We start from the raw sequence: 13087 nt of genomic DNA, 5'->3' as shown, positions 1-13087 counted from the left end.
TCAGACCAGACGGGCTTCAGCCAGCCCGTCCGCTTCCAGCTTTTCCGCCAATGCGAAAAGCTGGTCTTCCCGCCCCGGACGCGCGATGAGCTGCGCGCCGAGCGGCAGACCCGGAACCTTCATCGGAACCGTCAGAACCGGGAATCCAACCAGCGTCAGCGGCTGCGTATACAACCCCAGATTGGCACGGGCGGAGACCATCTTCCCGCCGATTTCGATCTCTGGCTGATCGAAGCGCGGCGCTTCCCCGACAAGCGCCGGGGCCAGCAGGATGTCAGTCTTTGCAAATACCTCGTGCATCTGGTCCCGAAACCAGTGCCGCAGACGATGTGCCTGAAAAACGAGCGTGGAGGGCAGAAGCGCACCGGCCAGCAGGCGGTCACGCACGGCGGGATCATAGTCCGCGGCCCGTGTCCGCAGCCGCCCGACATGCTGCCCCGCCCCTTCAGACGCACTGATAACAAAAGCCGCCGCCCGCGCCCGCGCCACCTCCGGCAGTTCGACCACATCCGTCGCCCCCAACGCCATCGACAGCCTGTCGATAGCCGTCTGCATCGGAGGAGACATGTTTTCACTGAACCAACCGCCAAGCCGGGCAATCCGCAGGCTGCCCACCTCCACAGCCGGAAGCGCCTTGGCGCTGAGAGCCTCGAAACAGGCCTTCAGCCCAGCTGCACTGTCCGCAAACGGCCCGACCGTATCGAGACTCGGTACGAACGGGTAACTACCCTCGGTCGACAGAAGCCCCTGCGTCGCCCGCAGCCCCCAGATACCGCAGAGCGAGGACGGAACGCGGATCGAGCCATTCGTATCGGACCCCAGCCCGATGGAAAACATCCGCGCCGCCACACCCGCCGCCGACCCGCCCGAGGAGCCTCCCGCCAGGCGGTCCGGCGCATGGGGATTGCGGGTCTTGCCGTAATGCGCGTTGATCGTGGCGAACCCGTAGGCGAATTCGTCCATATTCGTCAGGGCAACGGGAATGGCCCCGGCCGCGATCATATGCGCGACCAGAACCGCATCCTGCGTGGCAGGCGGATCATTGGCGAGGACCTTGGACCCCGCCGTCGTAATCTCTCCGCGGACATCGAACAGATCCTTGATGCCGAAAGGCACACCCGCGAGCGGTCCGGGGTCCTGCCCCTGAAGCACCAGACGGTCCACCCGATCGGCCGCTTCCAGCGCACGCTGCATCAGAAGGCGCGTTACACAGCCATAGGCTCCGTCCCGGCTTTCGATATCGGCCAGAACCTTCAGCGCGAGTTCTCGGGCGGAAATCTCGCCCTTGCGAACGCTGGCGGCGAGCGTGACGGTGCGCTGCTGAAGGCCGCTCATGGCTCGTACCGGAATGCAGGTTCGAGGCGATCAGGCAGTTCCAATCCTTCGATCAGCGCCCCATAGCTGCGCAAAAGATCGAGATTGCTCCGCACGCCTGCATGAAATTCGACCGGAATGACCAGCCCGTTCGCGGTGGCGAGCACCGTGATTTCAGTGTCATGGGGATCTGTCATCGTACGAACTCCGGTTTTGCGAAGAAAATGGTCTTTGTCGATTGCATTACGGGCTTTCAGAGTGTGATGCGATAACGCCAGTCATTGAGAACCGTGATCAAAGTCTCGCTCCACGGAGTCCGTGCGGACCAGTCCAGTGCCTCACGCGCCGCCGCCGGATTACCCTGCATGGACGCCAGACCGGACGGCGAAGCAAGCGTCGGGTCTTCCCTGAGCGTCGCCGAAACGCCCGCAACGTTCAAAAGATCCTCCGCCATCGAACGGACGGTCCGCGTCACGCCGGAGCAGATGTTCAGGACGGTGCCATTGGGAAGCGGACGGGGCGCAACGAGCGCCGCGATATAGGCATCACATGCATCGCGCACATCAGTGACATCAAACCCGGCATCCAATTGGCGAACGGTAACGACCGGAGCCTGCCGGCCAGCCTCAATCCGCGCCACCTGCGCCGCAAGAAACGGCAGAATCGCCGCTTCATCCTGCGCCGTTCCGGCCTGCGTAAAGGAGCGCAGGCGCACGCCGTGCAACCCCTCCTGACTCAGATTGCCTATCGCCAAATCCGCCGCCGCCTTGCTGGACGCATAGGCATTGACCGGCGCAATAACGGCTGTTTCATCGAGCGGCTGCCCTGACGAGAAACTCGCGCCATAGATCTCGGCCGTAGAGACGAACACAAAACTGGCCTGTGGGGCATAAGCCTCAAAAGTCTCGGCGAGAATGAGCGTTCCGTCCAGATTGACAGTCCATGCCTCCTCAGCCTCGGCACGGGCAGCAGACGAGACGGCAGCCAGATGCAGACAGGCATCGGGCTTTTCGCTGCGGACAAAACGCTCGACGGCAGCCCGATCCCGGATATCCATCGAATCTTCCAGCAGCACATGCCCCGGCAGACGGGCCAGAAGCCGAGTCTTGAGATGCTGCCCGACAAATCCCTGCCCGCCCGTCAGCAGAATCCGCAACCCCATGTCAGGAGCCATGAGCGAACGAACGACCCGCAACAGCAAAGACAGAAACAGTCGACATGGGACGTTCTCCCGGCAGAATGGCCCAGACTGACCAAATGCCATCCAAGACCGGACTCTTTTCGGCCACATCCGCGAACAGGGCAAGACCGCATCGAATGCACGCCCCCTGTGGCGGACGATCCGTGTCCATCAAGCCTGTTTGATGCGCGACAATCCGTGCGTCTTAACAGGTTTTTTACCGCTATCGTGTTTGCTTGAGACCATACGGAACTGACGGATCTCAACTTCCCCATGCGGCATCCTTTTCGACATTCTGTGCGTACTCTGGGGCTGCTTGGCCTTTTGCCTGTCCTGTCAGCCTGCAATTCTCTCGCCCAGATGTCCGAAATCGGACGGCCACCCCGCATGACCTCCATCACCAATCCGACGTTGGCCGCCTCCTATCGTCCGGTCAGCATGCCAATGCCTCCCCTTCAGCCGCCTCCTGACGAAGCGGCCAGTCTATGGCGATCCGGAAGCAAGGCGTTTTTCAAAGACCAGCGGGCCTCTCAGGTCGGGGATCTCGTCACGATCATTGTGGACATCACCGACAACGCCGCTTTCAACAACGGGACAACGGCTGACAGGGCCGCTGACGAGAAGTTCGGCATTCCCAATCTGTTCGGCATCAAAGGCAAGATCATCAGTGCGATCACCGGTGCAGACAGCCTGAATACCGCCAGCAGCAGCGATTCCAGCGCAACAGGAAAAATCGCGCGCAACGAAACTATAACCCTGCGTTTGGCCGGAACCATCACTCAGGTCCTGCCCAACGGCAATTTTGTCGTGATGGGCAAACAGGAAGTCCGGGTCAACAGTGAACTGCGCGAACTGGGCGTGAGCGGTATTGTCCGCCCTCAGGACATCACGGCGGATAATACAGTCACGCATGACCGGATGGCCGAAGCACGGATCTCCTACGGTGGACGCGGAACCCTCACGCAGCTTCAGACACCGCGCTACGGACAGCAGTTCATGGACACGGTCCTGCCGTTCTGAACAAAAAAAAGCCGGGGAAACCCCGGCTTTTTTTAAGTCGAAAGACTGTCTTACTTCGCAGGACGCGAAAGCAGCAGAGACCAGAGTTCCGCCACATCACGAGCCGCTCCGTTACCGGAAACAGCTTCAAAAGTCTTGATGGCTTCGGCCTTCTGACCACCATCCATCTGCGCCATACCATATTCGACCTGAGCCAGATCGGGGTAACGCGGATTCTTCGTCAGGCCCGTCTTCATCAGGGCCAGACCAGCATCAACCTGCCCGTTCAGCACCTGATTATAGCCTGCGGTCAGAGCCGGACCTGCATTCGGTGCAGAAGCCGCCTGCGTCACAGCAGCAGCAAGCTGGCTGCGGTTAGTAGCAGCCTGCTGGGCAACGAACGCATGGAACTTCGCATCGGCCGCGGCGGTGGGGCCGTTACCAAGCGAGTGATTCGCATAGCCTTGATTCAACAGGTTCAACGCAAGCTGGGGCAGGCCCATCTGCACTGCACGCTCGGCCATGTCCTGATAATCAGACGGATCCTTCAGCACACCCGTCGCCAGACGCAGGCGCTCGACATAGAAAATGAGCGGCGGCGAAAGGTTCGGATTCGCGACCAGATCATGGATCAGCATCGACCAGTAATCAGGCTTCGAATAATACTTGGCCAGCAGAACATAAGCATGCGTCTTGGCGTCCGCATCCTTCAGGTTCGTATAGGCCGTGGCCAGCATCTGAAGCTGATTTTCGGCCGGAACCTTGCCAGCCTTGATCGTGGCGTCCACCTGCTCCTGCGCGGCCTTGGCCGTACCTTTCCAGTCCTGCTGCAGATAGTAGCACTGGATCAGCATGGTCTGCATGCGCGGGTCGGCGCCATATTCCTTCAGATAACGCTCGGTCGCCGGAATGGCGCGGGCGTACTGCTTGGCACTGTAGGCCATGGTGGCCTGTGCCATCAGCATCTGGCCCTTCGCGGCCTTCGGCGTACGCGAACTGTTGATCAGAACGTCATAGGCCTTGATCGCGGCGTCCGTGTTCCCGGACTGTGCGGCGATCGCGGCGCGCATCTGGGCCGTGGTGTAGGTTTCGTAATCGGTCTTGCCCTTGACCGCGTCTGCGGCATCGACGGCTTCCATGGCCTTGGCATAATTTTTGGATGCCAAAGCACTCTGGGCCTGCTGCAGATCCTTGCCAACAGCCTGACCGAGAACGTCATCGGCATGGGCGGAGCCAGCAAACGCGGCGATACCAAAGACACCGGCCAGCAGAAGATTACGGGCGCTCAGACGGCGGTAAAGGGACAAAGACACGAATTACTGTCCTTCCATGAACTGATCCAGACCAACAATTCCAAGCTTGGTCATACCAAGACGCTGTGCGTCTGCCATAACATGGGCCACGGTCTTGTAGTCCGCAAGACGATCCGGGTGGATATGCATTTCAGGCTGGTCCGGCATTGCGGCAGCGGCCTGAAAATGAGCCTGAAGAGACGCCTCGGACGTAATCGGCTCGTTGTTCCAGGAAATACTGTTGTCGTAGCCGATGCTGACGGTCACGAGTTTGGGTTGTTCGGTCGATGGGGGAGGATTGCCCTGAGGCAGATCGATCGCCACCGAGTGTGTCTGAAGCGGAATGGTGATGATCAGCATGATCAGCAGCACCAGCATCACGTCGATCAACGGCGTGGTGTTGATATCGACAATGCCTTCGTCTTCGTGCGTGCTGTCAGATCCGACGCTCATGCCCATGACGGCGGTTCTCCAAAAAGGTGACGTGAAAGCTTTGTCGAGCCGTTCTATCCAGAACGGCCCGACACGACCTCAGTTCGAGTGAGGCTGCTCGGTAATGAAGTCCACGTGGGCGATACCAGCTTCCTGGCAGGTCGCGACCACCTGGCCGACTGCCAGATACTTGGCAGCCTGATCACCGCGGATCTGGATCTGCGGCTGTGGCTTCTGCTTTGCCACCTCGACGAGACGGTTCAGCAGATCAGTGTGGTTCGCAACCGGCGTCGTGTCCCAGAACACCTGACCGTTTGAATTCACTGCCAGAACGATGTTGCCCTTCCTGGTCTGGGTAGGCGTATTCGCATCGACCGGCAGCTTGACCTTCACCGAGTGTGTGGCGACCGGGATGGTGATCAGAAAGATGATCAGCAGCACCAGCATGACGTCGACGAGGGGGGTGGTGTTGATTGCCGACACCACCTCGTCGTCACCGCCGCCTCCTCCGACGTTCATTCCCATAGGATCAGATCCGCTCGCTGGTGGTGATGGTGGTCGGAACGGCCATGCTGCCCTGTTCCGGGCTGACGCCGTGACGGAAGCCGCCGATCAGGACGGACTGGATGTCGGCCGCGAAGTTGCGAACGCGATCCATGGCACCCTTGTTGCGACGAACGAGCAGGTTGTAACCCAGCACGGCCGGAACAGCGGTAGCAAGACCGATAGCCGTCATGATGAGAGACTCACCAACCGGGCCTGCAACCTTGTCGATGGACGCCTGACCGGAGATACCGATGGCCGTCAGGGCGTGATAGATACCCCAGACCGTACCGAACAGACCGACGAACGGCGACGTGGAACCCACCGTACCAAGGAAGGCGAGGCCGCCCTGCATACGGGTGTTGATGGTGTCGACCGAGCGCGAGATGGACATTTCGGTCCAGGACGGCAGGTCGATCGAGTCACGCATGGAGCCTTCGTGGTGCTCGGCGGCAACGATGCCCGTTTCTGCGATGTAGCGGAACGGAGAAGACGCCTTCAGGGCAGCAGCACCCTGCTGAACGGACGGCTTGGTCCAGAACTCGCGGGCAGCTTCCTTGGATGCCGCGAACAGACGGCCCTGCTCCAGGAATTTCATGACCATGATGATCCAGGTGCCAGCGGACATGATCACCATGATGATCAGAACGCCACGGGCAATCGCATCACCATTGGCCCACAGAGCGCCGAGGCCATACGGGTTACCCTGCGGAGCAGGAGCTTCCGGCGTCGCGGTTGCGCTCTCGCCCGGCGTTGCAGCCGCTGCGGGAGACTGGTCGGCAGGAGCCGTTGCCGGAGCGGCACTGTCAGCCGGAGCAGCAGCAGGAGCAGCCGGAGCGCCCGGATCGTTCGGAGCGGCTGCAGCAGGAGCGCCAGCCGGATCGGCGGACGTCGTCGGGGTTGCCGGGTTGGAAGAGGGGTCAACCGGAGCGGCTGCAGGAGCGCTCTGGTCGGCAGGAGCCGGCTGGGCGAAAGCGACGGCCGGTGCAACTGCACCGGAAGCCAGGGCCAGCGTCAGGGCCAGCGCGCTGGCCCTGACGGCACGCGCCTTCGTCGGAACGGCAAGGGCAGGAAGGCGGAACAGTCTGGTCATGAACTCCATATCCTCGTTATCGATGCCCGTTTTCGGAGCTTTAATGGGGTGTCGGCCATATGGAGACCGGCCCTTTTCTGAGCTCCGTCAGGCTTTGAAATCCTGACGGAGCAATTCTGTTTGACGGCAGTCGAAAGAATCAGTCGTCGCCCATCGTAAAGTCGATGTGCAGAACGTGGTGATGCTCTGTTACCGGAGCGCCGTTGACAACAGCGGGCTGGTAACGGGCACGACGAAGGAAGTCGAGCGCACTTTCCACGAACTCATGACCACCGCTTGAACTTACAATGGTACAGTTTGCCGTCTTGCCTGTCGGAAGAATATCACACGAAGCCGTCACATGACCCTCGCGGTTTTCTTCCATAGCTTCATCCGGATAAACTGCCTGTGCGCCATTGATCGGTCGTGCACCAGCCGAGTGATCAGGGACTGCGTCAGCCGGCGGACCCTGCGGCGGAGCCGGAACGGGCTCTGGCGACGGAGTCGGGCTGGGCGGCACCGGATGCGGCGGCTTGGCGTGCGTAACACGCTGGATCGCCTTGGGCGGCGGCGGCACGGAGATCTTGGGCGGCGGAATATACGGCGGCGGCGGCTGCTCCATCTGCGGCGGCGGCGGCGGCGGTGGCGGCGGCGGTGGCTTGGGCTGTTCCTTGATCACTTCCGTCTTAATAGGCGGCTTTTCCTGGACCAGCTTGCTCACAGCACCACTCATAAGCGCATAGATCACAGCGCCCATAGCCAGCACGGCCACGACGATCGCGACAATGTAGTCTGTCGGCTTGCGCTGCTGTGCGGCGTAGCTCTTCATGTCGAAACCTTCTTACCCCTCACTGACACCGGCATTCATTCACATCTGCCGGGTGCGGTGTCCCGATTTCTGTGTTGCCATCAGGCTTTCCCACTGCAACCGCATAACAAATACGTCATATGCCGTGGGAACATACCCGATATGCTGATTGGGCAGCCTAACCCCTATGCTGTCAAGCCGGTGATTGCTCTTATCGAAACGATTTTTTCATATTGTGGACATATTCTACGCTTTGCGCCCTATCCGGACAAATAAAAATATCGTCCCAAATCCCGGAAACGTAATTTCGCTATGTCGCGTTATGACAGATTCAAGAAAAAAGCGCCGGAACAGTTTCTCTGTTCCGGCGCCTGAGCGAATCCGTTTGAAAGCCGACAGGGCTTAAACGTAACAGGACTTACTGGGCCGAGGCGCTGGCCTCCGATCGGGTCGCCCCGACGCTCTGCGCCAGGGAGGCCGACATGAAGTCGTCCAGCGCACCATCGAGCACCGCGCCCGGATTTCCCTTCTCCACACCCGTCCGCAGGTCCTTGACCAACTGATACGGCGCGAGGACGTAGGACCGGATCTGGTGTCCCCAGCCGATATCGGTCTTGGAAGCTTCCGTCTGGGCGGCAGCAGCTTCGCGCTTCTGTAATTCCGCTTCGTACATCCGGGCCCGCAGCATTTCCATCGCCTTGGCGCGGTTGCGGTGCTGCGAACGGTCGGTCTGACAGGCCACCACGATCCCGGTCGGGATATGGGTGATCCGGATGGCCGAATCCGTCTTGTTGACGTGCTGTCCACCTGCGCCCGAGGCCCGGAACGTATCGACGCGCAGATCCGAATCGTTGATCTCGATTTCGATCGAATCATCCACGACCGGATAGACCCACACAGACGCGAACGACGTCTGACGACGGGCCGCCGCATCGAACGGCGAGATCCGGACCAGACGATGCACGCCAGCCTCGGTCTTGAGCCAGCCATAGGCGTTCGCACCGCTCACCTGAATGGTCGCGGACTTGATGCCAGCCTGTTCGCCTTCGCTGCCTTCGATGAACGTGACCTTGTAGCCATGCTGTTCGGCCCAGCGCGTGTACATGCGCAGGAGCATCTCGGCCCAGTCCTGAGCTTCCGTACCGCCAGCGCCCGCATTCACCTCGACGTAACAGTCATTGCTGTCCGCCTCACCCGAGAGCAGGCTTTCGATTTCGCGCTTGCGGACGTCTTCGGCAATGGCGCGCAGGGTCTGAACGGCATCCTGAACGAGGCTGTCATCCCCTTCCATTTCCGCCAGTTCGACCAGTTCGAGCGTGCCTTCGACCTCGGCCTCGATCTGCTGGACGCCTTCGATCTGGTTGGCGAGCGTCGTGCGCTCGCGCATCAGCTTCTGGGCGGCTTCTGCGTCGTTCCATAGGTCAGGGTCTTCAACGCGGTGGTTCAGTTCCGCGAGGCGTGTTGTTGCGACATCCCAGTCAAAGATGCCTCCTCAGCAGTGCCACCGACTGCTTGATCTGGACGGAAAGGGCCTCGGTTTCGGCCGACATAGTGTCCTCCACTCATAAGGGGGGTCTGTTCTGGTGGTCTTAGTATAGGCCGCCCACGCCAATGTCACCATCGGACGGAGCAGGTTTCTGGGCCTGTCCCGGCGCTGCGGACGACCCGGTTCCGGGCGTGCCGCCTCCGGGCTGGTCCGGCATCTGGGCCATGCCGCTTTCGGAATCCGAAATCACGCTGTCCGCGCCCGTATCGGCGGCGGTCAGGGCCTCGGTTCCCGCGCCGAAGCCATGCAGCTCAACGGACGCACCCGGAACCTGATCGGTCTTGAAGCCATCGACAGCCGAAATGCGTCCCGTGTCGTAGCTGGCCAGCGTAATACCGTCTGGCACGCGGAAGTCGAGCTTCGGACGGCTGGCCAGAGCGACCTTCATGATCTTGTTCCAGATCGGCCCGGCAATGCGGCCACCATCCGAATTGCGGCCCAGCGTCTGGGGTGTATCGAAACCGACCCAGACCACCGTGACGATATCGGGGGAGTACCCGGCAAACCACGCGTCATGGAAGTCCTGACTGGTGCCGGTCTTGCCCGCGATAGGACGATCGATACCAACACCCGCCATACGGCCAGTGCCCCGGGCGATCACGTCCTGCATCATCTTCACGATCTGGAACGTGCTCTGCTCGCTGGCCAGCGTCGGGCGGGTATCGGTCAGGGACGGGACAGACACGCTGCCGGGTACGGGCGTGGCCGGAACCGGGGCAACCGGCGCGGCGGGCGGTGTCGTGCCATCGGCCGGTGTTCCGTCCGTGGGAGCAGGCTGTTCGCTGGGCGGAGCCTGCATGGCAGTGCCGAGCTTCAGCCCCCCTGCCTGCCACAGCACGCTCCCGGAGCGGTCCTGAATGTCGTCCACGAGGGTCGGCGTGACGATATGCCCGCCATTGGCGATCGTGGCGTAAGCAGCGGCCTCGCGCATGACGGTGGTTTCGACGGCACCCAGCGCCGCGGGCAAAACATGCGGCATCTGCGCGACAAGCCCGGCGCGGATGGCCGTATCCGCGACCGCTTTCATACCGAGATGGGCAGCGACACGAATCGTGACGAGGTTGCGACTTTCGCGCAGCGCGTCGTGCAGCGTCGTCGGGCCCCAGTTGTCATGTTCGTAGTTCTGCGGATGCCAGTCGCCATAGGAAATGGGCGAATCGTCGAAACGCTCGGACGGGGAAATCCCCTGTTCCATCGCGGCCAGATAGACGAAAGGCTTGAACGACGACCCCGGCTGACGCAGCGCCTGCGTAGCCCGGTTGAACTGGCTTTCATGGAACGACCAGCCGCCGACCATCGCCAGAACGCGACCCGTATGCACATCCAGCGTCACGGCCGCCCCTTCGACCTGCGGGATCTGGCGCAGGGCCGCCGAACCGCCTTCCTGCGGTTCGATCATGATGACATCCCCGGCACGCAGCGGATGCGCCCGCCGCGCCCAGCCGATGTCGGTCGCAAGAAGCGCGCCTTTGCGGGGGCTGCCTTCCTCGATCCAGCCGACATGCGTGCCACCCGGCAGCACAACCGCCAGACGCCACTCGCGCAGCATCCCGCCGGGCGGCGTGACATGATCGAGCGCGCTTTCCCAGCTATCGTCCTGAATGTCCGACAGGGTCCGCAACGGCCCCCGCCAGCCACTATGGGCGCGGTCGTAATTCATCAGCCCTTCATGCAGCAGACGCGTTTCGGTGGTCTGAAGGTTCTGGTCCAAACTGGTGTGGACCTCCAGACCGCCCTGCGCCGCACGGTCCTGACCATACTGGGCGATGAGCTGACGGCGGACTTCCTCGCCGAACCACTCGGAATCCGGCAAAGGCCCAAAACGCTGCTTCTGCTGGGGGACCAGCGGCTCCTGCTTTTCCTGATCGGCCTGCTCACGGGTCAGAACGCCAGCCTCAACCATCAGGTCCAGCACAAGGTTGCGGCGACCCATCGCGGCCTGCGGATGCAGGAACGGATTGTAGTTCGTGGGCGACTTGGGAAGGGCTGCCAGCGAGGCGGCTTCGGCATCATCAAGCTGGTCGAGCGGCTTGTTGAAATAGCTCTGCGCGGCCGCGGCGACACCATAAGCGCCGTTCCCGAGATAGATGCCATTCAGGTAGATTTCGAGAATCTTGTCCTTGGACAGCACCTGCTCCATTTTCATGGCAAGCAGGGCTTCCTTGATCTTGCGATCGAGGCTCACGACGTTGCTGTTGAGCAGCATGACCTTCGCCACCTGCTGGGTGATGGTCGAAGCACCCAGCGGACGGCGGCCATGACGCGCAAAAATATCCGTCAGGCCCGCACGGCCGATCGCCATGAAATCCACGCCGCCATGCGTATAGAAATTATGGTCTTCCGTCGCGATGAAAGCATTCTTCACACGCTCGGGGATGGCGTTGATCGGCACAAAGATCCGGCGTTCGTTCGCCAGCTCGGCCATCAGACGATCATCGGCAGCATAGATGCGGCTGACGGTCGGCGGCTGATAGGCGCGCAGGCTGTCCACGCTGGGCAGATCCGCCACCAGCTTGGCGTAGGTCGTCCAGCCGAGAACGCCCGCCCCGGCCATACCCACAAGCCCCACACCGGCGATAATCGCCAGGGACTGCCGGTAGCGGCGGAAACGGGGAGGGCGTGGTGGCGTGGCGCCCGGACCTTGAGGGTTACGGGAGCGGAAAGAGCGTCGCGTCATACCACCTGCATAGCATTATTCCGCCCCTTCCGTCGCCCCGTCTAAAAAGGTCATTTCATGAAAGAGGCGTAACCCCGGGACCATCCTCCCGAAACGTTCAGCAGCCTTCAGCCAAGCAGACGACCAACCATCCGCGCGGTGTAGTCCACAACAGGCACGATCCGCCCGTAATTCAGACGGGTCGGGCCGATCACGCCAATCGCACCCACGATTTTCTGGGCTTCGTTGCGGGCAGGCGCCACGATCATGGACACGCCCGACATGCCGAACATCCCGCTTTCACGCCCGATATAGATCCGCACCCCTTCGGACGCATCGGCCAGTTGCAGCAGTTGAAGCATAGTCTCCTGCGTCTCCAGATGGTCGAACAACATACGGATCGTCGTCAGGCGCTCGATTTCCGTGATGTCGGCCAGCAGCTTCCCCTGCCCTTTCACGAACAGCGTCCCCCCGTCGGCGTCCCAGGTCGCAAGACCGCTTTCGATCACACTGGCCGTCAGGGCATCGAGTTCATGGCGGCTGGCATCCATTTCGCTCCGGACCCGCTCACGCAACGTGCCGAGTGTCAGGTCTCCAAGACGGGCGTTCAGGTAGTTCCCGGCTTCGACGAGAGCGGAAGGCGGCACGCCGGGCGGGGTCTCGATGATGCGGTTCTCCACCTGCCCGTCCGAGCCCACCAGAATGACCAGAACCCGCCCCGGACCAAGTGCTACGAACTCGATATGCTTGAGCGCGGCATCCGATTTCGGCGCGAGCACCAGTCCCGCAGCGGAAGACAGACCCGACAGCAGGGACGATGCTTCGGACAGAATATCCTGATAGGACCGCCCGTGAATATCGAGCCGGCTGTCAATACTGGCGCGGTCTTCTTCTGTAAGGGAGCCAAACTGGAGCAGGCCATCCACAAACAGACGCACACCCTTTTCGGTCGGCAGACGCCCGGCCGAGACATGCGGGCTAAACAGCAGCCCGGCCCGCGCCAGATCTGCCATGACATTGCGGATCGTGGCCGGAGACAGCGCTGGTTGCAGGCGCTGGGCCAGCGTCTGGCTGCCGATAGGCTCACCCGTTTCGACATATTCCTCGACGATTTCACGCAAAATCGCGGCTTCACGATCTCCCAGACCGTGCGGCATCGGGATGGAAGGGCGGAACAGGGGAGGCTGTGGTCGCATCATGGTAAACCCACTGTCGGGGCTGGATGGGTCTGCGTCAAACGCGCTA

Annotated in this window: 12 protein-coding genes; 1 reads left to right on the top strand and 11 read right to left on the bottom strand. The window is 61.5% G+C overall.

What is annotated here, in order from left to right; genetic code table 11:
- The 3 genes from GKO01_RS05290 to GKO01_RS05280 are packed head-to-tail and all read right to left on the bottom strand — an operon-like array spanning nt 1 to nt 2578.
- Nucleotides 1-1335, bottom strand: coding sequence for an AtzE family amidohydrolase (locus GKO01_RS05290; RefSeq protein ID WP_099286078.1), 1335 nt, complete (start codon nt 1333-1335; stop codon nt 1-3).
- On the bottom strand, nt 1332-1511 hold the full coding sequence (locus tag GKO01_RS05285) for a DUF4089 domain-containing protein (RefSeq protein ID WP_077804017.1): 180 nt from the start codon (nt 1509-1511) through the stop codon (nt 1332-1334). The genes GKO01_RS05290 and GKO01_RS05285 overlap by 4 nt, the downstream gene beginning before the upstream one ends.
- 56 nt (nt 1512-1567) lie before the next feature.
- Nucleotides 1568-2578, bottom strand: a complete 1011-nt coding sequence (locus tag GKO01_RS05280) for an NAD-dependent epimerase/dehydratase family protein (RefSeq protein ID WP_244901338.1) — start codon at nt 2576-2578, stop codon at nt 1568-1570.
- Nucleotides 2579-2767: 189 nt separating this feature from the next.
- Here GKO01_RS05280 and flgH point away from each other — a divergent pair, with 189 nt between their 5' ends.
- Entirely contained in the window at nt 2768-3514 is a 747-nt protein-coding gene (flgH, locus tag GKO01_RS05270; protein ID WP_099286076.1) for a flagellar basal body L-ring protein FlgH, read from the top strand.
- A gap of 50 nt (nt 3515-3564) precedes the next feature.
- Here flgH and GKO01_RS05265 read toward each other — a convergent pair whose 3' ends face one another.
- From GKO01_RS05265 to hrcA, 8 genes are all read right to left on the bottom strand, one after another.
- Nucleotides 3565-4806, bottom strand: coding sequence for a tetratricopeptide repeat protein (locus GKO01_RS05265; RefSeq protein WP_099286075.1), 1242 nt, complete (start codon nt 4804-4806; stop codon nt 3565-3567).
- Nucleotides 4807-4809: 3 nt separating this feature from the next.
- The gene (locus tag GKO01_RS05260; protein ID WP_099286074.1) at nt 4810-5244 is read right to left on the bottom strand and encodes an ExbD/TolR family protein; all 435 of its coding nucleotides are present in this window, start codon (nt 5242-5244) and stop codon (nt 4810-4812) included.
- 72 nt (nt 5245-5316) lie between these two features.
- The gene (locus tag GKO01_RS05255; protein ID WP_062028222.1) at nt 5317-5742 is read right to left on the bottom strand and encodes an ExbD/TolR family protein; all 426 of its coding nucleotides are present in this window, start codon (nt 5740-5742) and stop codon (nt 5317-5319) included.
- Between the two features lie 4 nt (nt 5743-5746).
- Nucleotides 5747-6853 (bottom strand): MotA/TolQ/ExbB proton channel family protein, encoded by a 1107-nt coding sequence (locus GKO01_RS05250; protein ID WP_099286134.1) that lies wholly within the window; start codon nt 6851-6853, stop codon nt 5747-5749.
- A 139-nt stretch (nt 6854-6992) separates the two neighbouring features.
- Nucleotides 6993-7661 carry an energy transducer TonB gene (locus tag GKO01_RS05245; RefSeq protein WP_099286073.1) on the bottom strand — a complete coding sequence of 223 codons (669 nt, stop codon included), beginning with the start codon at nt 7659-7661 and terminating at the stop codon, nt 6993-6995.
- Between the two features lie 397 nt (nt 7662-8058).
- Nucleotides 8059-9190, bottom strand: a protein-coding gene (prfB, locus tag GKO01_RS05240; protein WP_099286072.1) for a peptide chain release factor 2 whose coding sequence is annotated in 2 segments (ribosomal slippage) — nt 8059-9120 and nt 9122-9190 — 1131 coding nt in all. Because the reading frame shifts where the segments join, the coding sequence is not laid out codon by codon here.
- 39 nt (nt 9191-9229) lie between these two features.
- The gene (locus GKO01_RS05235; protein ID WP_099286071.1) at nt 9230-11863 is read right to left on the bottom strand and encodes a penicillin-binding protein 1A; all 2634 of its coding nucleotides are present in this window, start codon (nt 11861-11863) and stop codon (nt 9230-9232) included.
- Nucleotides 11864-11970: 107 nt separating this feature from the next.
- Nucleotides 11971-13041 (bottom strand): heat-inducible transcriptional repressor HrcA, encoded by a 1071-nt coding sequence (gene hrcA, locus GKO01_RS05230; RefSeq protein ID WP_099286070.1) that lies wholly within the window; start codon nt 13039-13041, stop codon nt 11971-11973.
- Nucleotides 13042-13087 lie beyond the last annotated feature (46 nt).

Source organism: Gluconobacter kondonii, from assembly GCF_002723995.1.
Taxonomy (GTDB): Bacteria; Pseudomonadota; Alphaproteobacteria; order Acetobacterales; family Acetobacteraceae; genus Gluconobacter; species Gluconobacter kondonii.
Note: the sequence above shows the minus strand (reverse complement) of the source record. Positions and strands in the feature narration are given on the sequence as shown.

What these genes read in the sequence shown, in the direction of transcription:
- GKO01_RS05290 (WP_099286078.1), bottom strand. Translation starts at nt 1,335, where the DNA reads ATGAGCGGCCTTCAGCAGCGCACCGTCACGCTCGCCGCCAGCGTTCGC.
- GKO01_RS05285 (WP_077804017.1), bottom strand. Translation starts at nt 1,511, where the DNA reads ATGACAGATCCCCATGACACTGAAATCACGGTGCTCGCCACCGCGAAC.
- GKO01_RS05280 (WP_244901338.1), bottom strand. Translation starts at nt 2,578, where the DNA reads ATGGCATTTGGTCAGTCTGGGCCATTCTGCCGGGAGAACGTCCCATGT.
- flgH (WP_099286076.1), top strand. Translation starts at nt 2,768, where the DNA reads ATGCGGCATCCTTTTCGACATTCTGTGCGTACTCTGGGGCTGCTTGGC.
- GKO01_RS05260 (WP_099286074.1), bottom strand. Translation starts at nt 5,244, where the DNA reads ATGGGCATGAGCGTCGGATCTGACAGCACGCACGAAGACGAAGGCATT.
- GKO01_RS05255 (WP_062028222.1), bottom strand. Translation starts at nt 5,742, where the DNA reads ATGGGAATGAACGTCGGAGGAGGCGGCGGTGACGACGAGGTGGTGTCG.
- GKO01_RS05250 (WP_099286134.1), bottom strand. Translation starts at nt 6,853, where the DNA reads ATGACCAGACTGTTCCGCCTTCCTGCCCTTGCCGTTCCGACGAAGGCG.
- GKO01_RS05245 (WP_099286073.1), bottom strand. Translation starts at nt 7,661, where the DNA reads ATGAAGAGCTACGCCGCACAGCAGCGCAAGCCGACAGACTACATTGTC.
- GKO01_RS05235 (WP_099286071.1), bottom strand. Translation starts at nt 11,863, where the DNA reads ATGACGCGACGCTCTTTCCGCTCCCGTAACCCTCAAGGTCCGGGCGCC.
- hrcA (WP_099286070.1), bottom strand. Translation starts at nt 13,041, where the DNA reads ATGATGCGACCACAGCCTCCCCTGTTCCGCCCTTCCATCCCGATGCCG.